The sequence below is a fragment of the Mesosutterella porci genome, from assembly GCF_022134585.1.
Classification (GTDB): Bacteria; Pseudomonadota; Gammaproteobacteria; order Burkholderiales; family Burkholderiaceae_F; genus Mesosutterella; species Mesosutterella porci.
Map to the genome: position 1 here is coordinate 102,779 of NZ_JAKNCT010000001.1, position 23,638 is coordinate 126,416.

The 23,638-nt window shown below is 64.5% G+C and carries 26 protein-coding genes; 15 read left to right on the top strand and 11 right to left on the bottom strand.

Annotated features, from left to right (window positions below; all coding sequences use genetic code 11):
* Positions 1 to 3 precede the first annotated feature (3 nt).
* On the bottom strand, positions 4 to 588 hold the full coding sequence (locus MAF45_RS00460; RefSeq protein ID WP_237977585.1) for a DJ-1/PfpI family protein: 585 nt from the start codon (positions 586 to 588) through the stop codon (positions 4 to 6).
* A 424-nt stretch (positions 589 to 1,012) separates the two neighbouring features.
* Between MAF45_RS00460 and MAF45_RS00465 the strand changes: the two genes are divergently transcribed.
* The 3 genes from MAF45_RS00465 to MAF45_RS00475 all read left to right on the top strand — a co-directional run bounded on the left by MAF45_RS00465 (position 1,013) and on the right by MAF45_RS00475 (position 4,287).
* Positions 1,013 to 2,416 (top strand): flavocytochrome c, encoded by a 1,404-nt coding sequence (locus tag MAF45_RS00465; RefSeq protein ID WP_237977586.1) that lies wholly within the window; start codon positions 1,013 to 1,015, stop codon positions 2,414 to 2,416.
* Positions 2,417 to 2,541: 125 nt separating this feature from the next.
* Complete coding sequence (locus MAF45_RS00470) at positions 2,542 to 3,255, top strand: Crp/Fnr family transcriptional regulator (protein WP_237977587.1); 714 nt, start codon at positions 2,542 to 2,544, stop codon at positions 3,253 to 3,255.
* 141 nt (positions 3,256 to 3,396) lie between these two features.
* Positions 3,397 to 4,287 (top strand): DMT family transporter, encoded by an 891-nt coding sequence (locus MAF45_RS00475; protein WP_237977588.1) that lies wholly within the window; start codon positions 3,397 to 3,399, stop codon positions 4,285 to 4,287.
* Positions 4,288 to 4,336: 49 nt separating this feature from the next.
* Here MAF45_RS00475 and MAF45_RS00480 read toward each other — a convergent pair whose 3' ends face one another.
* On the bottom strand, positions 4,337 to 5,110 hold the full coding sequence (locus MAF45_RS00480) for a hypothetical protein (RefSeq protein ID WP_237977589.1): 774 nt from the start codon (positions 5,108 to 5,110) through the stop codon (positions 4,337 to 4,339).
* A gap of 322 nt (positions 5,111 to 5,432) precedes the next feature.
* Here MAF45_RS00480 and MAF45_RS00485 point away from each other — a divergent pair, with 322 nt between their 5' ends.
* Positions 5,433 to 6,401, top strand: coding sequence for a LysR family transcriptional regulator (locus tag MAF45_RS00485; protein WP_283206939.1), 969 nt, complete (start codon positions 5,433 to 5,435; stop codon positions 6,399 to 6,401).
* Here the strand turns inward: MAF45_RS00485 and MAF45_RS00490 are convergent.
* Positions 6,349 to 7,680 (bottom strand): sensor histidine kinase, encoded by a 1,332-nt coding sequence (locus MAF45_RS00490; protein ID WP_237977591.1) that lies wholly within the window; start codon positions 7,678 to 7,680, stop codon positions 6,349 to 6,351. The genes MAF45_RS00485 and MAF45_RS00490 overlap by 53 nt on opposite strands.
* 21 nt (positions 7,681 to 7,701) lie before the next feature.
* Positions 7,702 to 8,373: a response regulator transcription factor gene (locus MAF45_RS00495; protein ID WP_237977592.1), complete on the bottom strand. Its 672-nt coding sequence runs from the start codon at positions 8,371 to 8,373 to the stop codon at positions 7,702 to 7,704.
* A gap of 160 nt (positions 8,374 to 8,533) precedes the next feature.
* Between MAF45_RS00495 and MAF45_RS00500 the strand changes: the two genes are divergently transcribed.
* The 3 genes from MAF45_RS00500 (at position 8,534) to MAF45_RS00510 (ending at position 12,492) form a co-directional block, all read left to right on the top strand.
* A complete protein-coding gene (locus tag MAF45_RS00500) occupies positions 8,534 to 10,195 on the top strand; it encodes a phosphoethanolamine transferase (protein ID WP_237977593.1) in 1,662 nt (553 codons plus the stop codon).
* A gap of 42 nt (positions 10,196 to 10,237) precedes the next feature.
* Complete coding sequence (locus MAF45_RS00505) at positions 10,238 to 11,452, top strand: MFS transporter (RefSeq protein ID WP_237977594.1); 1,215 nt, start codon at positions 10,238 to 10,240, stop codon at positions 11,450 to 11,452.
* Positions 11,453 to 11,532: 80 nt separating this feature from the next.
* Positions 11,533 to 12,492 (top strand): phospholipase D-like domain-containing protein, encoded by a 960-nt coding sequence (locus MAF45_RS00510; protein ID WP_237977595.1) that lies wholly within the window; start codon positions 11,533 to 11,535, stop codon positions 12,490 to 12,492.
* Between the two features lie 37 nt (positions 12,493 to 12,529).
* Here MAF45_RS00510 and MAF45_RS00515 read toward each other — a convergent pair whose 3' ends face one another.
* Both MAF45_RS00515 and MAF45_RS00520 read right to left on the bottom strand, forming a co-directional pair.
* Positions 12,530 to 13,183, bottom strand: a complete 654-nt coding sequence (locus tag MAF45_RS00515) for a ferric reductase-like transmembrane domain-containing protein (RefSeq protein WP_237977596.1) — start codon at positions 13,181 to 13,183, stop codon at positions 12,530 to 12,532.
* 100 nt (positions 13,184 to 13,283) lie between these two features.
* Positions 13,284 to 14,693 (bottom strand): MATE family efflux transporter, encoded by a 1,410-nt coding sequence (locus MAF45_RS00520; RefSeq protein ID WP_237977597.1) that lies wholly within the window; start codon positions 14,691 to 14,693, stop codon positions 13,284 to 13,286.
* A gap of 304 nt (positions 14,694 to 14,997) precedes the next feature.
* Here MAF45_RS00520 and MAF45_RS00525 point away from each other — a divergent pair, with 304 nt between their 5' ends.
* The 4 genes from MAF45_RS00525 to MAF45_RS00540 all read left to right on the top strand — a co-directional run bounded on the left by MAF45_RS00525 (position 14,998) and on the right by MAF45_RS00540 (position 16,686).
* Positions 14,998 to 15,177 (top strand): hypothetical protein, encoded by a 180-nt coding sequence (locus tag MAF45_RS00525; RefSeq protein ID WP_237977598.1) that lies wholly within the window; start codon positions 14,998 to 15,000, stop codon positions 15,175 to 15,177.
* A 172-nt stretch (positions 15,178 to 15,349) separates the two neighbouring features.
* Positions 15,350 to 15,523 (top strand): type 1 glutamine amidotransferase family protein, encoded by a 174-nt coding sequence (locus MAF45_RS00530; RefSeq protein WP_237977599.1) that lies wholly within the window; start codon positions 15,350 to 15,352, stop codon positions 15,521 to 15,523.
* A 48-nt stretch (positions 15,524 to 15,571) separates the two neighbouring features.
* On the top strand, positions 15,572 to 15,955 hold the full coding sequence (locus tag MAF45_RS00535; RefSeq protein WP_237977600.1) for a winged helix-turn-helix transcriptional regulator: 384 nt from the start codon (positions 15,572 to 15,574) through the stop codon (positions 15,953 to 15,955).
* 200 nt (positions 15,956 to 16,155) lie between these two features.
* Positions 16,156 to 16,686: a DUF805 domain-containing protein gene (locus MAF45_RS00540; RefSeq protein ID WP_237977601.1), complete on the top strand. Its 531-nt coding sequence runs from the start codon at positions 16,156 to 16,158 to the stop codon at positions 16,684 to 16,686.
* 40 nt (positions 16,687 to 16,726) lie between these two features.
* Here MAF45_RS00540 and MAF45_RS00545 read toward each other — a convergent pair whose 3' ends face one another.
* On the bottom strand, positions 16,727 to 17,458 hold the full coding sequence (locus MAF45_RS00545) for an acid phosphatase (protein ID WP_237977602.1): 732 nt from the start codon (positions 17,456 to 17,458) through the stop codon (positions 16,727 to 16,729).
* A gap of 30 nt (positions 17,459 to 17,488) precedes the next feature.
* Complete coding sequence (locus MAF45_RS00550; RefSeq protein WP_237977603.1) at positions 17,489 to 18,499, bottom strand: LysR family transcriptional regulator; 1,011 nt, start codon at positions 18,497 to 18,499, stop codon at positions 17,489 to 17,491.
* A 213-nt stretch (positions 18,500 to 18,712) separates the two neighbouring features.
* Between MAF45_RS00550 and MAF45_RS00555 the strand changes: the two genes are divergently transcribed.
* The 4 genes from MAF45_RS00555 (at position 18,713) to MAF45_RS00570 (ending at position 22,503) form a co-directional block, all read left to right on the top strand.
* Positions 18,713 to 19,612: an EamA family transporter gene (locus MAF45_RS00555; RefSeq protein ID WP_237977604.1), complete on the top strand. Its 900-nt coding sequence runs from the start codon at positions 18,713 to 18,715 to the stop codon at positions 19,610 to 19,612.
* 322 nt (positions 19,613 to 19,934) lie between these two features.
* Positions 19,935 to 20,168, top strand: a complete 234-nt coding sequence (locus MAF45_RS00560) for a hypothetical protein (RefSeq protein WP_237977605.1) — start codon at positions 19,935 to 19,937, stop codon at positions 20,166 to 20,168.
* Positions 20,169 to 20,253: 85 nt separating this feature from the next.
* A complete protein-coding gene (locus MAF45_RS00565) occupies positions 20,254 to 21,348 on the top strand; it encodes a threonine synthase (RefSeq protein WP_237977606.1) in 1,095 nt (364 codons plus the stop codon).
* 15 nt (positions 21,349 to 21,363) lie between these two features.
* Complete coding sequence (locus MAF45_RS00570) at positions 21,364 to 22,503, top strand: DSD1 family PLP-dependent enzyme (RefSeq protein ID WP_237977607.1); 1,140 nt, start codon at positions 21,364 to 21,366, stop codon at positions 22,501 to 22,503.
* Positions 22,504 to 22,570: 67 nt separating this feature from the next.
* Here MAF45_RS00570 and MAF45_RS00575 read toward each other — a convergent pair whose 3' ends face one another.
* Genes MAF45_RS00575 through MAF45_RS00585 form a run of 3 tightly spaced genes read right to left on the bottom strand, consistent with a single transcriptional unit; the run spans position 22,571 to position 23,581 of the window.
* Positions 22,571 to 22,954 (bottom strand): C45 family peptidase, encoded by a 384-nt coding sequence (locus MAF45_RS00575; RefSeq protein WP_237977608.1) that lies wholly within the window; start codon positions 22,952 to 22,954, stop codon positions 22,571 to 22,573.
* A complete protein-coding gene (locus MAF45_RS00580) occupies positions 22,954 to 23,427 on the bottom strand; it encodes a C45 family autoproteolytic acyltransferase/hydrolase (RefSeq protein WP_237977609.1) in 474 nt (157 codons plus the stop codon). The genes MAF45_RS00575 and MAF45_RS00580 overlap by 1 nt, the downstream gene beginning before the upstream one ends.
* A 4-nt stretch (positions 23,428 to 23,431) precedes the next feature.
* Positions 23,432 to 23,581: a hypothetical protein gene (locus MAF45_RS00585; protein WP_237977610.1), complete on the bottom strand. Its 150-nt coding sequence runs from the start codon at positions 23,579 to 23,581 to the stop codon at positions 23,432 to 23,434.
* Between the last annotated feature and the right edge of the window lie 57 nt (positions 23,582 to 23,638).

Sequence of the window (23,638 nt, forward strand, 5' to 3'; positions counted from 1 at the left end):
CTGTCAGGCGACGGCAAAGGGGTCGACCTGCGGGTCGGGATTCCTCACGTACTCGATGCGCCGAGCGATCGTGTCGGCCGCCCCGGCTCCCAGCCGGTCGGATACAAAACCCAGGGCCATGTCAATCCCGGCCGCGACCCCCGAGGCCGTGTAGAACTTCCCGTCCACGCACCAGCGGGCCTTCGGCTGCCAGAGCGGCCCCTTGAAGCCGCGCACCCAGTCAAACGAATACTTGTTGGAGGTCGCGCGCCGCCCGTCGAGAAGCCCCGTGCGGGCAAGCAGCACCGCCCCGGTGCATACCGACAGGACCCAGCCGGCCTCCACGCCCAGCGCCCGAAGCTCAGCGAGAAACGCCTCGTCTTCCGAGAGGGGGCGCGTGCCCATGCCCCCCGGAAGGAGCAGAACCCCGCTGCGGCTGATCTTTTGCGTGGAGACCGTCCCGATGCGGCAGCCCTGCGCGCTTGCGACTTCACCGCCCCGCAGGGAGCAGTACCGGAGAACCGCGCCGGGGACCCGGGCGAGGACATCGACGGGCCCGAAGGCATCGAGCGTCTGAAAGCCGTCGAAAAGAAGGATGTTGAAATCCATAAGAAAAAACTCTGAAAAAAAAGTCCCCGAAAAGGCGGGCTGTCCGGACCGAGTTTATCGCATTGAGGGGAGGAGCCGCAGGGAGAAAGATCGGGCGGGCGGCGCCGTCGACCGCCCCGGGCAGCTCGCCGCGCCGCAGCGTCGTCCAGTTCAGGAACCGGCTCGGGAAGGCCGCCCCCCGACGCTTCAAGATCGAGCCGGTCGAGCGGCCGCCGCAGCCGTGGTCCGCGGACATTGACGGCAAAGGTCCGCCCTCCCCTTTTTCAGCTTGTCCTGCTCGCGGGGGAGAATATCGGATATTTTCAAACCCGTAACTTAGGTTACAGATTTTCGGATAACCCGCGGGAATAATTTCACTCGGTAACCGGCGTCCCCCCCCTGTGAGCGGGGGCCGCACGCCCTTCAAAACCCAAAGGAGAAAACAATGAAGAAGTCCCTGATTGCAAGCGCTCTTGCGCTCATGATGGCCGTTCCCGCATTCGCGGAATCGACCGACATCGTTGTAATCGGCTCGGGCGGCGCCGGCCTGTCCTCTGCCATCATGGCCACGGAAGCGGGCGCGAAGGTGATCGTGCTTGAGAAGATGGCCTACTTCGGCGGCAATTCCACCCGCGCGGAAGGCGGCATGAACGCCGCGGGCACCAAGCAGCAGATCGCCGACGGCGTAACCGATGACTCGCCCGAGATCTTCTACAAGGACACGATGAAGGGCGGCCACAACCTCAACAACCCGGCGCTGCTGCGCACGCTCACGGAAAACGCTGCCGGGGCCGAGGAGTGGCTTCTGTCGCTCGGAGCGAAGTTCTGCCACAGGATGGGGCGCGGCGGCGGCCAGTCGAAGGCCCGCAGTCACGGACCGTGCGACGGCTCTCCGGTGGGCATTGAGCTCATGCGCGTGCTGGGCGAGCGCGCCGCCAAGGACAAGATCGACATGCGCAACCTCAACCAGGTCACCGACATCGTCATGAAGGACGGGAAGGTGGCAGGCGTCAAGGTGAAGACGCCCGAGGGCATGAAGACGATCGACGCGAAGGCGGTGATCCTCGCCGCCGGAGGCTTTGGCGCGAACCAGGCCATGGTGACGAAGTACCGCCCCGAACTCAAAGGCTTCTCCACGACGAACCATCCGGGCGCGACCGGCGACGGCATTGTGCTCGCTGAGAAGGTGGGGGCCTCGCTCACCGACATCGAGCAGATCCAGATTCACCCGACCGTGATCAAGAGAAACGGCGCGCTCATCTCCGAGTCGATGCGCGCCCGCGGCGGGTTCCTGCTCAACAAGAACGGCAAGCGCTTCACCAACGAACTGCTCACCCGCGACGTCGTGTCCGCCAATGAGCTGAAGCAGCCCGGCGGCGTTGCCTACCTCATCGTCGACAACTCGATCTACAAGAAGAACAAGATGCTCCGCAGCTACGTCTCCGAGAAGCTCATGACCCGCTGCGACACGATCGATGACGTCGCGAAGCTCATCAAGGCCGACCCGGCCGTGGTGAAGGCGAGCTTCGAGCAGTACTGGAAGGCCTACGACCAGAAGAAGGACGATCTCTTCGGGCGCCCCGAAATGGTGATCCGCATGGACCAGGCCCCCTACTACGTGGCCGAGGTGACCCCGGGCATCCACCACACGATGGGCGGCGTCACGATCGACCCGAAGACCGAGGTGATCTCCAAGGCGACCGGCAAGCCGATTCCCGGGCTCTTTGCAGCCGGTGAGGTGACGGGCGGCGTGCACGGCGGCAACCGCATCGGCGGCAACGCCGTGGCCGACATCGTGACCTTTGGGCGCATCGCCGGCGTGAATGCGGCGAAGTACGTCGGGAAATAACAGCTGCGCGCCCGGCCCCCTTCGGGGCGGGGCGTCCGCTGTTCCCCAAAAGGGAGGCGCTGATCCGCCTCCCTCTTTTTTTGCCTTAACATGGATGCAACCTCCTTTAAAAACGGAGAGCGTCCATGCAGTACGTCTACTCGAGCAGCCCCTGGCTCATCCCGCGTGACCCCGGGCCGGTTGCCGCGCTTTTTGCCCGCGGCGGCCGCCCGTGCACCTTCCGCGCGAGACACGTCTTCAATTTCGGCGAACAGCCCCGGGCCTACCTCATCGAAAGGGGGCTGGTGGGCACCTATGCAAGAAACCCCGAGGGAGAGCCGGTGCTGATCGCGCTTTTCTCTCCGGGTACCATCCTCGGGGCCGAAAAATCCCTGAAGGAGGAACACCTCAGGGTGAAGCCGCTTCAGGCCCGTGTGCTGCTGCCGGTGCGGGCGCTCGCGCTCGACTCGGCGCAGTTCACCCGGGAACTCGCAGAAAGCCCGGGTCTGCTCGAGCTCGCGCTGCGGGCCTTTCTCAGTCACGACGACAGCAAGATCGAGGGACTGCTGATCAACGGCACGCTCGATCTCCCCTCGCGGCTCGCACTCATGATCGCGACGCTCTTCACCGCCCTGGGGCAGCCTCTTGACGGCGAGCCGCGCCCCCTGCCGCGCCAGATCACGGTGACCGAGCTCGCCCGGCTCGTGCACAGCAGCCGCCCGGTGCTGAGCCGGGTGCTCTCGCGCTGGGCACGCGAGAAACTCATCGAGGGCACGCCCGGGGCCTATCTGTACAACCGCCGGCTCCTCGGCAGCGCTTCGGCGCAGCCTCTTCAGGGGAAAGAAGAGCTTTCTGCCTGACATCCGGCGCCCGCCCTCAGGGATTTTCCTAGCGGCTCTTCCTGCCGGCCGCCCCGCCGGAATGTTCTATACTGCGCAGTCTCGGCCGGGGAGAGCCGCCAGCACACTTCTTGCCGCTGCCATCCCTGCCAAGGTGCTTTCATGCTGAACCGAAACTTTAGCCGCGGGCTCGCGCTCGCGGTCTTTGCCGGCATCTGCTGGGGCGCGATGGGCGTGGCCGTCCAGTTCCTGCTGCAGCGAAATGGCATGTCCGCCCTCGATCTCGTGACGCTGCGGCAGCTCGCCGCGGGAATCCTGATGGTGGGGCTTTACATCCTGATCGACGGCAGGAAGGCCTTCGCGCTTTTTTCAAACCGCAGAGACCTCTTCGACGTCGCCTTAAGCGGCCTGCTCGTCTTTCTGTCGCACTACAGCTTCTTTCTTGCGATCAGCTATTCGAACGCGGGCACCGGCGCGATCTTCATCGCAACCGTCCCGCTCATTTGCGCGCTCTGGCTCGCTTTCTCCGAGCGCAGACCCGTGTCGGCGACCGAAGTCGTGTGCTTTCTGCTCGCGGTTACGGGCGTTGCGCTCATCGTGACCGACGGGGACTTCTCAAGACTGCAGTTCTCGCCCCTTGCCATCCTCTGGGGCGTGGTCTGCGCCGTTTTCGGGGCGTTTTACTCGATGCAGCCCCGGGACGTCATCAGGAGAATCGGCGTGAAGCCTGTCGTGAGCTGGGGCATCTTCTTCGGCAGCCTTGCGGCAAGCCTCATCGACCACCCTTGGAACGTGCAGCTGCACTGGGGCGCCACCGAGGCCCTCGCCTTCGCCTTCATCGTGGTGTTCGGCACGATCATCGCCTTCTGGAGTTATCTCACGAGCCTCAAGTACATCTCGCCCGTGCTGCTCGGGCTCATCAACTGCCTGGAGCCCCTGTCAGCCTTCGTCTTCTCCATTCTGCTGCTGGGCCAGGTGCTTGGGCGCTGGGAGGCGGCAGGCATCGCGCTTGTGCTCGCGAACGTGTGCCTGCTCGCACTGAAGAAAAAATAAGCCTGTTCCCTTTCGCGGTGAGTCCAGCGTCCCGGGAAATGCCTGGAGCTCAGAACTTCGCGTAGGCGCTGGGGCCCGGCTCGTCGTCCGCAGCTCCGGACTTCGCGGTGGCCGGAGCAGAACCCTGGTCGGCTGCGCCGGGCGACGGCATCTGAACGGCGGAAGCCTCCCCGCGGCCTTTCGACGAGCGGGCCGAACCGTAGAGCTTGAGCAGGACGTCGAGGAACCCCCTGCGGTCCTGCACTACGGCGCCAAGATAGGGCTCGTTCGCATAGAGGACCGAGAGCGTCTTCGGATCGTTTGCGGCCGAGGCGTGATCCTTCCCCCAGTAGAACTCCGTCTTGAAGGAAGAGAGCGTGAAACGCTTCGGGTCCGAGGAGTCGATGCTGAAATCGACCGTGATGTCGTTGCGGGTCACCTGGGCGGCGGCCGCGATGAACCTCATTTCCGCGTCCGCGTCAGCGGCCTCGCCCCCGTCGCCGAAAAGCGGCTCGAAGGCCTCGGAGAGCGACTGCATCAGCGCGAGCCCCGCCTGCGCGAGCGCGAGGTCACCGCGGTAGGGCGCGTAAAAGTCCTCCGTGCCCTTGAGGGTGCAGGTAAAGCGCACGGTCTTCGCACCGCCTTCGCCCACTTTGCTCCACTTCTTCGTCTTGTCCTCGCAGCCGCTGTAGCCGTCGAGCGCCTGCCCTACTTTCACCGTCTTTGAAAATTCCTCCAGGGTCCCGTCCTTCACGGTCTTCACCGGGTCATCCCCGCAGGCTGACAGTATGGCGGCGGAAATCGCCGCCGCAACGGCGGCAGCTGCCAGTCGACTCCATTTCATACGCGGCTCCTCATCTCGCAGTGGCGGAAAGCTTCAGGGGCGGACAGCCCGCGGCTGCCTCGCCTTCAGGGCTAAGAGTTTAATTCGCCTTCCGGCCTCAAGGGGGAAGATTCCCAGAAGGAAGAAGACTGATTGAAAGTTTAATAAGATTTATCTTATGTAAAGAACAGTTAATTAAAATCTAATTTAAAGTATTGAAAAGAACTCTTTTAAGAGAATCAATCTTTTGTGTTGAAGCTTCCGCGCACGGCTTCCCTGCAGTAATTTTTGCATAAAATAGGTATATTCTTATAAATTAGATTTCAAAACTGCTTCTTGGACCATGAACGCGAGACAGCTTAAATATTTTCTGAACCTCTGCGACACCCTGAGCTTCGTAAAGACCGCAGAAATGAACTTCATTTCCCAGTCGGCCGTATCCCAGCAGATCAAGAACCTCGAGACCGAGATCCAGGCCGAGCTCTTCAACAGGAGCAAGCGCAAGGTCACGCTCACGCCGGCCGGGCGCGTCTTCTGCCGCGAGGCCCGGGAACTGCTCGTCAAGCTGAACGGTTCGATCCGCAGGACCCGCACCGCCGCGCTCAAGTCCCAGATGGACGTCTCGATCGCGAGTCCCCAGGGGCTGCTGCTGCCCGGCTGGGACGTGTTGCTCGACATCAGGCGCGAGAACCCCAGGGTGTGCATCCGGCTCGAGCGCAACCAGGCCCAGAGCCTCTGGGAGAACCTCGCCTCAGGACAGCCCGACCTCGTGTTCGTCTACGCCGATCCCGCGGTGCCGATGCGACTCGGCTTCAAGGTGAAGGTTTTCGGCACTTTCGAGCTCACCGTGGCCGTGCCCGCCTCGCACCCGCTCGCGCAGAAACAGAGCCTCACGCGCTCGGACTTCGCCGAGGGTCCCATACTCTACGAGGACGCCGAGACGAGGCCCGGCGAATTTGAGGACGACCCTCGCCCCAGCTGGGGCACCGAGGCGGACCTCACCTCGGCCCTGATCAACGTCTCACTCGGCAACGGCTTTGCCATCGTGCCCCGCTTCAGCTCCGAGGAGAGGCGGCGGCGTGAGGGCTGGTCGCGCGACATCCGCTTCATCCCGCTCAAGGGCGAGCGCCACGAGGTGCGGCTCTGCGCGGTCTGGCGCCAGGAAAAGGAGAGCGAGCTGCTGCTCCAGGTGATCGGCCAGATCTACAGCGCTGCGCTGCGTCTGATTGAAAAATCAAAGACCTCGGCGCCAGCCCCCTCTAGGAAGCCGCCTTGCAGCCCTCTTCAGGGGCCTTGTCCCCGGGGCGCATGAGGACGCTAAAGCAGGCACCCCGGCCCGGAGCCCCGCCCGCCGTTACGATCCAGCCCTCGCGCTCGCAGATGCGCGAGACAATCGACAGCCCGATGCCCATGCCCGCGCCGCGGCAGCCCCGGCCGCGGTAGTGCGGCTCGAAGATCTTCTTCAGCTCGTCCTCGGCGATCCCGTGGCCGTCGTCGGTCACGCGGAATCCCCGGTCAGTCAGATCGACCGTCACGGCCCCCTCGTCGGTGTAGCGCACAGCGTTGCGCACCAGATTGTCGAGCACGAGCGTGACCATCCCCTCCGGGGCGAGCGGCCCCCCCGAGGTCGTGCCGTCCCGCAGTTCGAGCCTCACGCGCCCGCCGCGCAGGCCGCTGCGGGTCCGCTCGAGCACCTTCCGGGCGGCCCGGGACAGCGGCACCGAATCGGCTTCGGCCGACTGAATGTCCTTCGTACGGACGAGCGACAGCAGGGCGCGGATCACGAGCTGCATGTGAGCGGCCGCACGAGAAATCTTCTGCATCTGCGCGCTCTGGCGCGGCGCGAGACCCCCGGTCCCCTCGAGAAGCTCCGCGGTGGTGGAGACCACCGCGAGGTCCGTTCTCAGCTCATGGGAGAGGTCGGAGGCGAAGAGCCTCTCGCGCTCGAGCGTCTCATGCAGCCTCTTGAGCGATTTCTCGCAGACGCGTGCGAGGTACCCCACCTCGTCGTTGTCGGTGCGTACCGAAAGCGGCCGAAAGTCGGGCGACTCCGCGCAGCGCCTCACCTCCCGCGCGAGCTCGCGCAGCGGACGGGTGACCGTCCGCGCAAGCGCCCAGGCAAGCAGCAGGCTCAGCAGCAGCATGATGCCGGCGAAGACGTAGATCACGACGTTGAGCCTTTGCTCGATCTCCTCAAACTCCGTCTGATCGGTCTCGAGAATGTAGGTGACGCCGCCGCTGTCAATCCGGTAAAGAAAGGAAGCCTTCTGCGGGGTCTCGTATTCTGAGTAACCCTCGGGCACATTCCTGTAAGCCTTGGGGATCGGATCGAGCCGCACGCCGTTCACCTCCGTGCGGCTCGCGTAAAGGCGCTTGATCGGAATGAGCCGCGGATTGCGGCCCTCCGCTATGTCATAGTCGATCATGCCCTTGAGGGTGTAGTACTGGTTTTCCGCAACCAGGTGCTGCTCGGTGAACGGCACGACATAGGAGACCGGAATCAAGCTGGCCGCGATCACGGCGAGGGTGAAGATCCCGAAAGCCGCCATCAGGCGAAACCGCAGCCCGCCCGGCCTCCTCAGCTTCAGCATGGCCCCCTCCCTTCCCCTTTCTCAGGGCTCGATGGACCAGCCGAACCCCGGGTGGGTCTTGATCATCGGCTTTCCGAAAGGCTTGTCCACGACGCTGCGCAGCAGCCAGAGGTTCGTGCGCAGGCTGTCGGAATCGGGCCGGTCGTCACCCCATAGCTCTTCCTCAAGCTCATTGCGCGAGACGATGGCCGGGCTTTTGGACATGAGGATGCGCAGAATCCGGAATCCCACGGGCGAGAGGTGCAGGCTGCGTCCCTCGCGCTCGGCGCTGGCGGTGGACAGGCGCAGCACGAGCTCTCCCACCTTGAGGTCCTTCACTACCTTGCCCTCGGTGCGTCTCAGAATAGCGATGATCCTCGCCTCGAGCTCCTTTAAGGAAAAGGGTTTCACCAGGTAGTCGTCCGCGCCGCTCGAGAGCCCGGTCACGCGATCGTCCAGCTCGTCGCGGGCCGTGAGCATCAGAATCGGGGTCGAAAGCCCCTCCTCGCGGGCGCGGCGGCAGACCTCGTAGCCGTCCATGCCCGGCAGCCCGATGTCGAGTACGACCAGCGAGAAGGCCCCGGTTCGGATCTGCGCGAGCGCCATGGGCCCGGTCGAGGCCTCCTCGGTCGTCCAGTCCCTGGCCTGGAGATATTCCGTCACGTTGAGCCGCAGATCGTCGTTGTCATCCACCACCAGGATCCTATTTCCCATGCGAGCCTCTGTACAAAAGCAACGACCCCCATCATACTGGGTTTGAGCCAGAGGGGATGCCGCCCTGTCCGCAGACGCAGAATCCTTGACAACGTTTTGACGGCTCCCCCGACATAATGCCGGGGCTTTACCGAGGCTTTTGCCTCCTCTGAACGGACCTATGCTTAAGAAACCATCTTTCGCCGCGGCAAAGTCCGCCGTGAGCAAAATACTGGCCATCCCGCTGGTGTGCGCCTTCTGGTGGATCTGTGTCGACAGCTACCCCTTCTGGCGGCTGGCCATCAGCTCCATGGGCACGCCGCGTGGAGCGGACGCCTCCTTCTTTGCCGAGGCACTCGTCATCTTCATCTGCGCCGTGGCGGCCGTAATCGCGCTGCTGCAGGCAATGCTGGGCGTCCGGGCCGTGAAGGCGCTCCTTTCCCTCCTTTCGGTGATCGGGGCCGGGGGCTTCGCCTTCTCGGTTCTCTACAATGCCGTCATGTCGCCCGACATGCTGCGAAACGCGCTTGCGACCGACACCCACGAGGTGATGGGGCTCATGTCCCTGCCTCTCTTCGGCTATTTCGCGCTGGGCGCGGTTCCCGTCTGCGTCTTCCTTTGGTTCTTCCCGCGCGAAGGGCTCTCGGGCGGAGCCTTCCGGCTTAAAAGCCTCGGGCTTTCGCTCGCACTTTTTGCCGCGGCCGGGGCCACGCTTTACGTGAGCATGCAGGACTTGTCCTTCTTCATGCGCGGGCACCGGGAAGCGCGCTACCTGATCGCCCCCTTTAACGTCGTCTACTCCGCAATCCGCACCCAGGCGCACGACAAGAGCCCGGACTCGAATGCGCCGCGCGCCGTGGTGGACGCCTCGCCCGCTCTCGCCAAAACGCCCGGCTCGAAGCCCCTCGTCGTCGTGGTCGCCGTGGGCGAGACCGCGAGGGCCGCAAACTGGGGGCTTGACGGATACGCCAGGGACACGACCCCGGAGCTGCGGGCGCTCGGCGTCACCAACTATGCCCAGGCGAGCGCCTGCGGCACAAGCACCGATGTGTCGGTGCCCTGCATGTTCAGCCGGATCGGCCGGCGCAACTACGACCGCAAGCAGATCCTCGCCGAGGAGCCGCTCGCGCCGCTGCTCAAGCGCGCCGGAGTCTCCGTGAAGTGGATCGAGAACCAGAGCGGGTGCAAGGGTGCCTGCCTGGGCGTCGATCTGGACAGGCCGAAGGACCATCTGTCTGATGCGGACCGCGCGAAGCTCTGCCCCGACGGGCTGTGCTTCGACGAGGTCCTCACCCCCTACGTGAAGGACCCGGCAGTAGGCTCCGCCCCGGTCACGGTGCTGTTCCTGCACATGGCGGGCAGCCACGGACCGGCTTACGCTCTGCGCTATCCGCAGCAGCGCGAAAAGTGGGGCCCGGTCTGCAGCAAGGTGAACCTAAGCGACTGCGACCCCAAGGAGCTGCGCAACGCCTACGACAACTCGATCCTCCATACTGACCATGTGCTCGCGCAGTTCATCGGGGCCTTGAAGGACAAAAAGGACGCGGACACGGTTCTGCTCTACGCCTCCGACCACGGCGAAAGCCTGGGCGAAAAGGGAATGTACCTGCACGGGGCTCCCTGGTCGATCGCGCCTTCCGAGCAGACCCGGATACCGATGGTCCTCTGGATGTCGGACGGGTTTAAGAAGCGCCAGGGCATCGACGAGCGCTGCGTCGCCGAGCGCGCTCAGAAGCCCTCTTCACATGACAACCTCTGGTCCACGATCCTCGGGCTCGCCGGCGTGAGCTCCACGAGCTACAAGAGCGAGGACGACCTGCTCGGGGCCTGCCGCAGGCACTGAGAATTCCTTCACAGGATGGGAGGGGCGGCCGCAGGCCGCCCAATGTCATTAATGAAATTTCAGAAGCTGCCGCCCAAGGCAGTGCGCGAAGCGATCCCGCGCACCGTCTGGGCGTTGGGCGCTGTCTCGCTTTTCATGGACATCTCCTCGGAGATGATCCACGCGGTGCTCCCCCTTTTCATGGCCACAACGCTCGAGGCCTCGGCCCTTGCGATCGGCCTCACCGAAGGGGCGGCCGAAGCCGCGGCCCTCGTGACCAAGGTCTTTTCCGGGATGATTTCGGACCGCTTCGGGCACACGAAGCTGCTTGTCTTCGCAGGCTACGCGCTCGCGGTCTTCACCAAGCCCTTCTTCGCCCTCGCAACGACCGTAGAGCAGGTCTTCCTCTGCCGCTTCACAGACCGGGTGGGCAAGGGCCTGCGCGGCGCCCCGCGCGACGCGCTCATCGCCTCGGTCACACCGAAGCCGATCCTCGGGGCGGCCTTCGGACTGCGCCAGTCTCTCGACTCAGCCGGGGCCTTCATCGGACCCGCACTCGCGAGCCTGCTGCTCGCGGCCTTTTCCGAAAGCTACCGCTTCATCTTCTGGTGCGCGCTCATTCCCGGGATCATCTGCCTCGCGCTCATTGTTTTTGAAGTGAAGGCGCCGGAACCCAAAGCCGGCCGGAAAGTGAATCCGCTCTCGCGGGAGGCCGCGCGGATGCTGCCGATCTCCTTGTGGCTACTGCTCGCGCTTGCGGCGGTCTTCTCGCTCGCGCGCTTCTCCAACGCCTTCATCGTGCTGCGGGCCGCCTCCTGCGGCATCAGGCCCATGTACGTCCCGCTCGTCATGGTTGCGATGAACGCAGTTTTCGCCTTTTCCTCCTACCCCTTCGGGCGGCTCGCCGACCGGGTGCGGCCGACGCTGCTGCTCTCCTTCGGAGTCGCGCTTCTCGCGGCCTCCGAGGCCGTCTTCGCCGCAGCCTCGGGGCCGGTCTGGATTCTCGCGGGCGTCGCGCTCTGGGGGCTGCACCTCGGGACAACCCAGGGCGTCTTCTCGATGCTGGTCGCTAGCCTCGCCCCGGAAGCGCTCCGCGGCACCGCTTTCGGGCTCTACAACCTCGCCTCCGGCGGCGCGGCGCTCGCCGCGGGGCTTCTCGCAGGGCTGCTCTGGGACCGCTTCGGCAGCAGCGCCTCCTTCGCCGCTGGAGCTGCCTTTGCGCTTTTCACGCTCGCGCTGCTTGCCGTGATGAGGCGCAGGAGCCTCAGGGCGCTCTGAGCTATGATGCACTGAAGTTTCCTTTCCCTTAGCTTTACAAGGGGCGGCCCTCTCAAGGGGCGCGCCCTTTGAGCTACGCCATGAACCGCATCTTTGTCGAGGACATCGCCCGGGAGCTGCACGAGGCCGCGGAACGGGCCCGCACCATCGTGCTCGTCTCCCCCTACGTGAAGAAAAGCGCCCTCGCCGCCCTGCTGGACCCCGCGGCGCCCTTTTCACGCCTCACCCTCGTCGCCCGCGCCCTGATCGGGGACTTCGCGAACGGCTTTTCCGACCTGGAGGCGCTCTCCTACGCCGCGGGCCTCGGGGGCCGGGTGCTCACTCACCCGAGCCTGCACGCCAAGTACTACCGGTTCGACGACACGGTCTACATCGGCTCGGCCAACCTCACGGCAAACGGCACGGGGCTGGGCCTGCACGGCAACCTCGAAATGCTCGCGAGAATGGGCCGCAGCGATGAGACGGAGCGCGCTGAGCGGCTGATCCTTCGCGCCTCCGAGCCGCTCTCCGCGGAAGACTGGCGCTTTCTCAGGCGCAAGACGGAGGACGCCTCGCGGGCAGCAGACTACCGGGCCCGCGTCTCGGGCTTCCTCGAAGAGGGCGTGACAAGGCTTCCGACGCGGTGGCTGCCGCTTTGCACGAGGCCCGACCTCCTCTTTGAGATCATCGAGGGGCAGCCTCTGGGACGCTACCTGAGCCCGCAGGAAAACGAGAGGCGGATCGTGATCGAGGCCGAGGAGGATTTGAGAGCGCTCGCGCCGCCCGAATCCGCCCTCGCCTCGCGCCTCGGCTTCAACGCCTGGGCGGGCGCGTGTCTCTCGCAAAGCGAGATCGCGCGCACGATCGACCGGCTCTTCGAGCACTCGGGCTCTCCCGAGCCCGTGCTCGCCTTCGGCTTCATCAAAAGCGTGCTGGAGCAGGATTTCGGCTGCCGGGAGGCCTACTTCCGCGTGCAGTCGCTCACCCGCTGGCTCACGTACTTCCTGCACAGCACCTACTTCATCCCCGACACCGGGGCGCTGCTGCTCGCAAGGCGCTGAAAGGCGGCGCCGGGGCGGCCGGAGGGGAAAAGCGGCCTCAGGCCGGGGCGCCCCGCCGCGGCAGCAGCACCTTCACCGAGTACCAGAGCCCGGCCGCGGTCACCGCGGCGTTCACCCACCCGAGCGGAAGCAGCCAGTCGCCCGGCTCGAAAAGCCGCACGCAGTGCAGCGCGAGGACGATGAAGACGAGGGCGAAAAGCTTGTGAACCCGCGCCCACCACGGGGCCTTCAGGACCGGCAGGAGCGCCAGGGCAACCAGCACGCAGGCAAGCACCGTCGCCGCAACGGAGGACATCACCGCGGCCGGCCGCAGCGCCCCCCAGAGCCCCTGAAGGCCGCCAGAGGCTGCACCGCGGACGATCCTCGGCACGGGCTCGAGCGCCAGGGGCTGGACGAGCGGCGAAAAAAGAGGACGCGTAAAGGCGTGGATGACGGAGAGCGCGACCGCGGCGATGCCGATGCGCCGGTGCCACATCAGCAGATCGGGCGTGCCGGCTGCAAGCCGCATGAACCAGGCGGGCCGCGCAGCAATCAGGATCGGGAGCGCCATGAGGCCCCAGGCGATGACGCCGTTCAGGTAGTAGAGCTCGTGCATGAGCGAGCGCATGTTGCGCGTGGGGGGATCGATCCAGAGACCGGCAGCCCAGGCGAGGGTCGCCGCGAGGAAAAAGAAGACAAGGATTTTTCTCATTTGAGGGACCTTGGGTCGGGCAGAGAACCGCTCTGCCTGAAGTCAATTTAGGACCGGGAAGGCCCTCGCGGGGAAAACCGCAACGGATTGGCGATCTTATTTACTTATCTTTGGCCACTGTCGCATTTGTAACAGAGGCCGGGCGCCCGTCCAGCTTCGCAATGAAAGGCAGGAAAAGCGCGAGGCCTATCGAGCAGGAGATGAGCTCCGAGACGGGTACCGCGGCCGCGATTCCGTAAAAGCCGAAGAGCGAGGAGAAAAGCCACATGAGGGGCGCATCGATCGAGCCCTTGCGGATGAAGGCGAGGAAAAGCGGCCGCCAGCGCGCCCCGCAGGCCTGGAAGCCCGAAACCATCAGGTGCCCGATGATGGACAGGGGGCAGGCGACCGCGATGATCCGCACGCACTTCGAAGCGTGGGCGGCGGTCACGGACTCGTCGATGAAGGCGCGCGTAAGAGGCTCTGAAAAGGCGATGAGAAGCAGCGTGGCTGCGGCCGAGCAGGCGACGCCCCCTAAAAGGGCAGTCTTCACAACGCGCCGCAGCCTCTCGTGGTTGCCGGAAGAAAAGTTGTAGGCGATGAGAGGCAGCGTCCCCTGCGCGAGCCCGATCGAGCAGGAGAAGATCATCTGGTCCACCTGCTTGGCAATCCCCAGGCCCGCCACAGCGGGCGCCCCGTAGCCCGAGGCGAGGAAGTTAAGCACGGCGTTGGAGAAGCTCGCGAGCCCCGTCATCACGAAGGAGGCAAAGCCCACGGAGAAAATCTCGAAGGCCCAGGCGCTGCCCTCGCGCGCGAGCCGCGGCGAGAGGCTCACCACAGTGCCCCGCCCCTTGCGCATCAGCACGAAGCGGCCGATGTAGAGTGCCGAGACCACGTTCGAGATGAATCCCGCGATCGCCGCTCCCCGCACTTCAAGGCCCAGAGTGAAAATGAAAAAGGGGGCGATCAGGATGTTGAGCAGCCCGCCCAGCGCAATTCCCCGGCCCGCCACCCGGGCGTGGCCTTCTGAACGGACCAGATGGGCGAGCACGTTGGAGGCGACGAGCGGCAGAGCCCCGAGCCCGATCATCCAGGAAAAATAGGCGACCGTGGGTTCATAAGTCTCGGCGGTCGCCCCCAGAAGCGGCAGAAGCTCCTCTTTCATGTTCCACAGGAGCAGCGCGTAGACCACGGCCACAGTGACCCCGCACCAGAAGGCGAAGGCCGCGCAGCGCCTCGCCTTTTCCGGATTCCCCGCCCCAAGTGCGCGGCCGATGGCCGAGGAAGCGCCGATTCCAAAGAGATTGGCAAGAGCCGTGAGGAACAGAAAAGGCGGAAACGCGATCCTCACGGCCGCCACCTGCGAGGGATCTCCCAGCTGCCCCACATAGAAAATGTCCACGACCGCATAAATCACGGTGATCAGCTGCGCGGCGATCGTAGGCAGGGCAAGCTCAAGAATCGCTCTGCCCACCGGAGCGCTTCGAAACAGCTCTTCGTTCACCGAACCCGAATTCGGCCGTGATTGCATGGCTTTGCCCCGCCGAAATCTATTTGAAAAAAAGCCGCGGCCGATCTGGCTCCGCGGCAACCGTAAGCCACTCTACTCTTTTTGCCGTTCCGGCCGCGGGTCCCGTCTATAGTTTCTTTTTAGTAACTATGTAATTTTTTAGTATGTTATTGCTTTTTAAAATTATACGAACAAAATAACACCTATCAAAAACAACAGACCGGACGAAAAAGCCCGGAAGGAATCAGAAATGCTGAATGCAATCAACTGACCCGAAGGCTACCAGCCCGGGTTCACCGACAACTTCGCCTCCAACGAAACCATCGTGCGCGGCCTGAGTGCTGCGGAAGTCTTCGCGCTGCTGTGCAACGCAGGACTCTGGCACAGCTACTACACCAACGCCTCGGACGTGAAATTTGAGGGGCCTCCGACGGGCGCCTCGTCCTCGGACCGGGCACCCGCTTCCGCTTCAAGACCTTCGGCTTCCCGATCGCGGCTCAGGTAATCGAATACGAAGCCACGTCCGAGGGCCGTCCCGGCCGCCTCGCCTGGCACGGCCGGGCTGAAGGCGACGCGCAGCACCGCCTGGATGTGGTGCACGCCTGGCTCATCGAGGATCTGCCCCGCGGCCGCGTGCGCATCCTCACCCAGGAATCGCAGTCAAGAACGGCGCCCAGATGCCCTTCCACGTCGAGCAGGCGCTTCAGATCGCCGGCGCGCATATGGACCTCAACGGCATGTACCAGAGCCATGTGGTGCAGGACCGGGAGCTCATCACCGGCCAGAACCCGGCCTCGGACCTTGAGCTGGCACGCGTACTTGACCAGGCTTTGCAGACCAGGAAGCCCTGAAGCTATACTGCCCGAACAACCGCGAGAGGAGACAACCAAGCGATACCCTTGACGGCGAAAACGAGAACCTTTGTCTGCCCGGTGGATGCCGTAGTGCAGCTCATCGGCGGAAAATACAAATCAATGATTCTCTGGCACCTCGCGCAGAAGCCTCAGCGCTACAGCGAGCTCAAGCGCCTCGTACCCGCTTCGACCGCGAAAATGCTGACCCAGCAGCTGCGCGAACTCGAGGCCGACGACCTGGTGCACCGGGAGGTCTTCCCCGTGGTTCCGCCGCATACCGAGTATTCCCTCACGCCCTTCGGGCAGACCCTGGTGCCGGTCCTTCAGGCCATGTGCAGCTGGGGAAACGATTACGTCAAAAAAATCGAGAAGGAGCAGAGCTTCTCACCGCTCAAAGGCGGAGCCTCTTCCGGAGAGGAGGCCGCCTGATCGGGTAAGGCAGGGACCGCAGACAGCGGTCCCTGCCTGTTCCCTTCAGAAAAACGGCGGCCCGGCCGGCACCCGCCCTCTATCCGCACAAACCCCCGCAGTTTTTACTCGCCCCAAGAGACAAATCCGCTACAATCCATGGCCCGCCTCGTGAGGGAAGCGGACTTTTTGTCTCTGAACAGCCGGCCGGATTTTTCGCCATGACGCGTGAAAAAACTCTTTGGGAACTGTACAAATCGGGATTAACGAAGTATTTCGACTTTCGAAGCCGATCCACGCGCAAAGAGTTCTGGGTTTTTGTCCTGGCTACTCAGATGACCGTTGTCATCCTGACTGCCATCGACCCGCTGCTCGGCACCGTCGCGGCGATCCTCGCCTTTGTTCCCACCATTTCCGTCACCGCGCGCCGGCTTCACGACCGGGGCTACAGCGGCTGGTGGATTGCCCTTCCCTACGGCCTGATTTTCGTGGGCACCGCCCTGCTGTCAACCGAAGACGAGCAGACCTACCGCACTGCCAGCACGATTCTGGAAGCCACCGGGCTGCTCGCACTCATCTGGATCTGGGTCCAGTCCTTCATGCGCAGCTTTCCGCACGAGAATCCCTGGGGCCCGGTGCCCGACAATCTCAAGCGAAGCGCAGGCCCCGCACCCGATGACCTGAAAAACCTCCGCGGCGCCCCGCTCGAGGGACACGGCCCGGACTCGAACCTGCGGCCCCCGAAGCCCTGACCTCCCGGCAGAGGCTCCAGGCGTCCCGCCTGAAAAAGAATCAGCGCGCCCGCCTCGCCGCCTGCTCGGAGAGCTCCCTGCGGGCATCCTCCAGCAGCTTCAGGAACGCAGGGTCCGCCGTCAGCTTGGCAAACGCGGCCGAGGCGAGGATCCTTCCCGCCTTCGTGTCGCTCATCCAGTGTGCTCCGCAGATCCAGCGGCTTTCAGTTTCCTGAAGCCCCTCGCGCAGAATCGTCTCGGCCTTCTGCGGAATCAGCGAGGAGAGCACCAGGGCGTAGCCCCAGGCGCGCACGGAATGTCCCGAGGGATAGCTCATGCGCGGATTGAGATGCGGCTTCTGATCAGGGCGGCAGGTCGCATCCCCTTCGTGAACGGCGAAAGGCCTCGGCCGCATGAACTTCTTCTTCGCGCTTTTCATCGACTCGAGGATCGGTCCCATGGCCGCCTGCATCGCGAGCCGTGTCCTCGGCGTTTCGGACTTCGAGAGCCGGTAGCCCGTCACGGCGGAATAGCGCCGGTCAAAGCTGTCGAGCGACACAAGATCCGCGTCCTCCGCGGCCAGCCGGCCGCGGGGCGTATTCCGCAAAGTAAGTCCGTACTGATAAAAGACCTGGTCGGCTGCAAAGGCCGCGGAGCCCTCCGCGGGAGGGTTCTCGAGAAGCGCCGCACCGTCGACGTCCGTCAGATCTGCACTCTGCGCCGGGTTAAAAGCCATCAGAGTGCAGAGAGCCGCTGCTCCGGCCAAGCGTTTCCAATGTGCGAAGACTGTCATCAGCTGGTGTCCTTGAGGAAAATGCCAACACTATACCCTCGGGCCGGCCGTTTCGGCTTGTTCAGGCTGCGAGACCGCGCTCATGAATCCAAAATGCGCGTACCACCGTTTCCAGCGCTCCTCTGCCGTTTTGACAGCATGATCGCGAAGAATCCGGGCAAGCTCCGAAAAGGCAGGACGGCCGGCGTCCACTGCGCGGCAGACCACGGCATTGCGCCAGGGCTCCCGATGCCAGCCATCGAGCACGGGCACCACCCGTCCGTAGGCAAGCTCGTCCTCAACCGCTCCGAGCGCCACGTCAACCGCAATGCCCTCGCCCTGAAGAAGCAGAGCGCTGCAGAACAGGGGATCCCCCTGCCTGCAGGGCTGCGACGGGGATAGATAAACATACTGGCTCCCTCGCTCAAGCCTCGTTGAAAAACCGGCTGAGGCTGCGCTCTGCAGCAGCACGGTGTAGTTCTCCAGCTGCCCGATGCTCTCGGGCCTGCCGTGCTGCCTCAGGTATCCGGGGGTGGCCATGAGAAAGGTGTACTCGAGCCCGGCCGGAAAAAACGCGAGCTGTTTCGAGGCGGGATCGCAGGGCATGAGCGCCAGATCCGCCTGCCCGGCAAGCAGCCCCTCGGTCCCGCAGTCCGTCATAATTTCCGCACTGAAGCCCGGATGCCGCGACTCCAGCTCCTGCAGAAGCGCGAAATACGTGCTGCGGCCGGAATTGGCCGGAAGACTGATGCGGAAGTGGCCTCTGAGGGCGCCCGCCGTGCTCCCTGCTCCACTGCCCGAGGCCGAAGCTGCAGCCACGGCCTGCGCAGCGCGGACAAAATTCTCGGCAGCGGGCACGAGGGCCTTCGCCCGGGCCGTGAGCGCTGCGGGCCTGCGCGAGCGCTCCAGAACCAGAAAGCCCAGCTCCCTTTCGAGGCGGGCAAGGGTTCTCGAGGCTGCCGCGAGGCTGCAGCCTTCGCTGCGGGCCGCGGCCGACAGCGATCCGCTGCGGCTCAGCGCGAGGAAAAGCCTCCAGTAACCCACATTTTCAAGCGCATTCATAAGCCTGTCTTTATTAGTTCACATTTTTGATAAGTTAATTTTACAAAATTGTCAATTTTTTAGACGAACGTTTCCAATCCGCCTACATTTACATCACCAACCCGAAGTGCAGGCCTTCAAAACCTGCGCTTCACCCAATTTTTTTGAGTCTGGGGACCCGGGCCTGGAGCAGTGGTATGCCCCGCCCGCCTGGCCCGGTTTTCAGAGGTTGCCATGAAAAGCGCAAAACTCGGTGCGGCTCTCGCTTTTTCAGCGGGGGCCTGCTGGGGCATTATGGGCGTAACGGCCCAGTATCTCTTTGAATTTTTCTCCTTTACGGCCGAAGGGCTGGTTGCACTGCGTCTGATCGCAGGCGGTCTGCTCATTCTTGCGTTCGAGGCTCTCTGGTTCAGGAAAGACATCCTCGGGCCGATGCGCGACCCGCACAATCGCCGCGACATCTTTTTCTACGGCCTGGGCACCGGGCTGATGCAGTACACCTTTTTCCTGGCCATCGCGGCTTCCAACGCCGGAACGGCCGCCGTGCTGTCCGGGGCGATTCCCCTTTTCCTTCTCCTGTGGCAGGTGCGCGCCGAACACCGTCCCCCGCGCGTGATAGAGCTCGTCTGCGTGCTGCTGGCCGCTTTCGGGATCACTCTGCTCGTGACCAAGGGCAGCCTAGATGCCCTGGACTTCTCCGTGACCGGCGTGGCGATGGGGCTCGTCTCTGCTCTGTGCGGCGCCTTCTGCTCGATTGAGCCCCAGCGCGTCCTGAGGCGCGTGAGTCCCGTTCTGGTCACGGGCTGGGGGCTTTTCCTGGGCGGCCTGCTGATTCTGGCCGCGGCCCCCGGCGGACTGGCAAACGGGATCTGGAGTCTGCGCTCCCTCCTGTGTGTGCTCGTCGTGGTGGTCGTGGGCACCGTCACCGCCTTCGTCTGCTACCTCACCAGCCTGAGACTCATCACAGCGCCGACGGCCGGTCTGCTGTCCTGCAGCGAGCCGCTCACTGCCGTGGTGTTTACAGCGCTCGTCCTGGGCACCCGGTTCGAGCCTATGGAGCTCGTCGGGGCGGCCTGCATCGTGGGCTGCGTCCTGTTGGTCGACAAAACGGCCTGCAGTCGAAAGTCCGCTTAGCTTCCTGGGAATCCGACCGGTCCGGCAGACGATCTCCGGATCTGCGCCGGACTGCCCGTGGACAGGTTCCGCGCAGCGGCAGAGCCGGGAGAAGGAAAGGGGGCGGCCCGGGAGTTTTCCCCAGCCATCTTCCCGCGCTATACGCCGCGCGGCGCCTCGCGGGCATCGTCCAGCTCGTTTGCCTGGGCGTGAAGGCCCGGCGGCCCCGGCCGCCGCTCTGGTCCTGAAACCGCCGCGGGCTGCCCGGGACGGGACCCCGGCGCGATCTTTCCGCGGCCTTCTGGCTTCAGCTCTCCAATCCCCAGAGGCCGGCTTTCCTTCCATGCTGCCGCAGTTCTTCGATTCCCGGGTTTCCTATATCGGACAGGTCAGCGTGATGACGGCGGTGTACTCTATCTTTGTGTTTGCAGTGATGTCCGGCTGCAGATGGCTCGCCACAATGGCCGAAGTCTTTTTCTGCTCCGCGCATGCCGCGCGGCTGCTGCGCCGCGCGGGCACAACGCCTTCTCCAGCATCCGCCCTGCTGATCATCGCGGGCATGCTGAGACCGGACTGAGCGCCCGCGGTCCCTTTTTCCGCGCTTTGCGGAAGGCCGGGCCCTGCAGACTCACTCCTCAATTTAGCCACGGAGGTCCGAGCTCATGAACTTTGTCTGCACCCGATGCGGGAAAACCGCGCCGCTGTCCACTCTTTCGCCCTGCTGCAGCTGCGGCGGACTCTTCGAACTGGACTACACCCCTCCGGCCTGGGATCTCAGCCTGATTGACCGCAGCGCCTGGAACATTTTCCGCTACCGGGCCTTCATGGCGATCGAGGGCGACGCGTGGAGAGACGTCACCATGGGTGAGGGCCTCACAGCGGCCGTTCCTTTTGACCGCGATGTGCTCGTCAAGATGGACTATATGACCCCGACTCTGTCCTTCAAGGACCGGGGCGCCGCGGCCCTGGTGGCGCACATGAAGGCGATCGGGGTTCAGAAGTGCGTCCAGGATTCGAGCGGAAACGCCGGCGTTGCCGTCGCGGCCTACTGCGCACGCGTGGGCATCCGCTGCGAAATCTACGTTCCCGAGGGAACGAGCCCGAATAAAATCGCCATGATCGGCGCATACGGCGCGAAAGCCGTCGTCGTTCCCGGAACCCGCGATCACTGCGCCGACGTCTGCCGGGCAAAGGTCCGGGAAGAAGGTGCGTACTACGCCAACCATGTCTACAACCCCTTTTTCTACGAGGGCACCAAGACATACATTTACGAGCTGCTCGAGCAGCTCGGGCGAATTCCGGAGCATATTTTCATCGAAACGGGCAACGGCACGCTGCTCATCGGAGCGGTGAAGGCGCTCGAGCACCTGCTCGCCAGCGGTGCGATCGATCATTTCCCGCAGATCGTGGCTGTCCAGAGCGAGAACTGCGCTCCCTTTGCCGAAACGCTGCGCCAGAACGCCCGGCATCTCGTGCACATCACTCCGAAGCCCACGCTGGCCGAAGGCATTGCGATCGGCGTTCCCGCCCGAGCCGATGAAATCCTCGACATGATCCGCCGCCATTCCATCCGGATCGTCACGGCGCCCGAGGAGGAGATCCTGCCCGCGCGCGCAGCTCTTGCCCGGCGCGGCATTTATGCCGAGCACACGACCGCTGCGGCCCTGGCGGCCTACCGCCGCTACTGCGACCTCTACGGTCCGACGCCGGATTCGGTGCTGTCGATGTGCAGTGCCGGCATCAAGAGCGATCACTGATTGAAAGGAAGGTCCATGACAACACTGAATGATCTGCAGACCCCGGCTCTGATTCTGGACGCCGGACGGCTTGACCGGAACCTAGAGCGCATGGCCGCCAAGGCCCGCAGCCTCGGCGTGGCGCTCCGGCCGCACCTGAAGACCTCCAAAAGCTGGGACGTCGCAAAACGCCAGATGACGACCCCGCAGGGGCCGGCCACAGTCTCGACGCTGAAGGAGGCGGAGTATTTCGCGGCGCACGGCGTCAGAGACATGATCTACGCGGTCGGGATCGCCCCCTCGAAGCTGGCGCGCGTGGCTGCCGTGAACGCCCAGGGCGCGGACGTCAAGGTGATCTTTGACAACGAAGCCGCCGGCCGGGCGATCAGCGACTTCTGTGAAAAACAGGGCGTAACGATCCGCGCGCTGCTTGAAATCGACTGCGACGGGCATCGCTCGGGGCTTCCCCCGGACAGCCCCGAGCTGATCAAGGTCGCCCGCAGCCTCAGGCCCGGTTCCGGAGCCGAGCTCGCGGGAGTTCTCACCCACGCGGGCGGCTCCTACAACGCCACCGGCCCCGCGGACATGCTGCACCGGGCGCATGAAGAACGCGACGGCGTCGTGAGGGCCGCCTCGAGACTGCGCGAGGCGGGCCTGCCCTGCCCCATCGTGTCCGTCGGCTCAACTCCCACCGCGACGTTCGGCGACAATTTGGACGGCGTCACGGAGCTGCGCTGCGGCGTCTACGCCTTCTTCGACCTGTTCATGCTGGGCCTGGGCGTCTGCCGCCAGAGCGACCTCGCGCTGTCGGTGCTCGTCACCGTGATCGGGCACCAGAAGGAAAAGAACTGGGTGATCACCGACGGGGGCTGGATGGCGCTCTCAAGGGACCGCGGCACGGCCTCCCAGAAGCTCGACCAGGGCTACGGGCTCGTGGCTGACATCAACGGAGAGCCTGTGCCCGAAGACCTGATCGTGGTCTCCGCGAACCAGGAGCACGGCATCATCTCCTCGCGCGACGGCAGCGCCTTCGACCTCGGGCGCTATCCGGTGGGGACGATGCTGCGCATCTTCCCGAACCACGCGTGCCCGACCGCGGCTCAGCATCCGCAGTACTACGTGGTCGACGACGGCACCGAGGTCCGGGCCGTCTGGCCGAGGATCTACGGCTGGTAGGAAAAAAGGAGGCTCGGCAGGAGGGGCCGCCTCTTGAAAGGCGCGCCCTCTTCCTCCGGGCCTTTTTTCAGAGCCGGTAGGGCCTTGCCGCCGTGCAGCAGGGCGAACCTTCCGTGAGCCAGAGCGTGCGCTCGCTTAAGTCCATCACGAGAGACCAGAGCGAGCAGTGCCTGTGGTACTCGGGCAGCGGCTCGTCGTCGTGCCGGCAGACGCTGTCGGGACAGCCCGCGTGGTCCGAGAAAATCCGAAAGAGCGCCTTGCAGCGCAGGCTCCCCGCCTCGAGCGCCGAAAGGCGGCGGATCCGGTCAAGCCGCGTGAAGGTCGAGCTATAGCTGTACCAGGCGGCCTCCGGGCCTGCCGCGAGACGCTCCGAGAGCCAGTGGTTCGTGTGGCAGAGAGGACGGCCGCCGCCCGTGAGGACGGCAAGCCCCACAGGGGCCGCCTCCACCATCACCGCGTGCCCGTCGCCCGAAGCGAGTCCGATGCAGGCCGCGCCGGCGCGCTTCGCGCTCGCGATCGCCTCGATCGCCTTCGGACCGTCCTCTGCGAGAGGGCCGCCCGCAGCAGCACCTGCACCGGAACTCCGCCCCTGCCCTTTTTCACCGAGAGAGCGTTCATCGTGGGCCCGAGCCCGAACTCGTTCAACCCCTTGCCGCCCACGAGCCCCGCCTCGGTCACGATGAGGCAGCGCGCGAAGGGCTTCTGCTCGACCTCGAGCAGCACGGTCGTGCCCCGCCCGATCGACCACCAGTCCCAGTTCTGGCCAAGGTAGGTCCGGCCGTTGCCGGAAGCCTCGGGCGGCACCGCGATCGCGCTGCAGGAATCCTCGGGGACGCTCGCCGTCGCGGACATCTCCTCCGAGCTGCAGTAGAGCGTGAGAATGGAGGCAAAATCCACTCCGACGCCCTCCGCGATGCCCTTCATCTCTTCAATCAGATCCGGCCTGAAGCGGGCAATCGGCTCCTCGTAAGCCGCGGATCACGGCGCGGATCCGCTCTGCGGCCGCCCGGCCGTACTGCAGCCCCCGCTCCCGGGGCGCGCCTCGAAGCCTGATGTACTGGTGAACCGACTCGCTCATGGTTTTTCTCTCCTTTTTCCCCGAGGGGCCCGCAGCCCGGCAGCCTTGTCCGAAGGC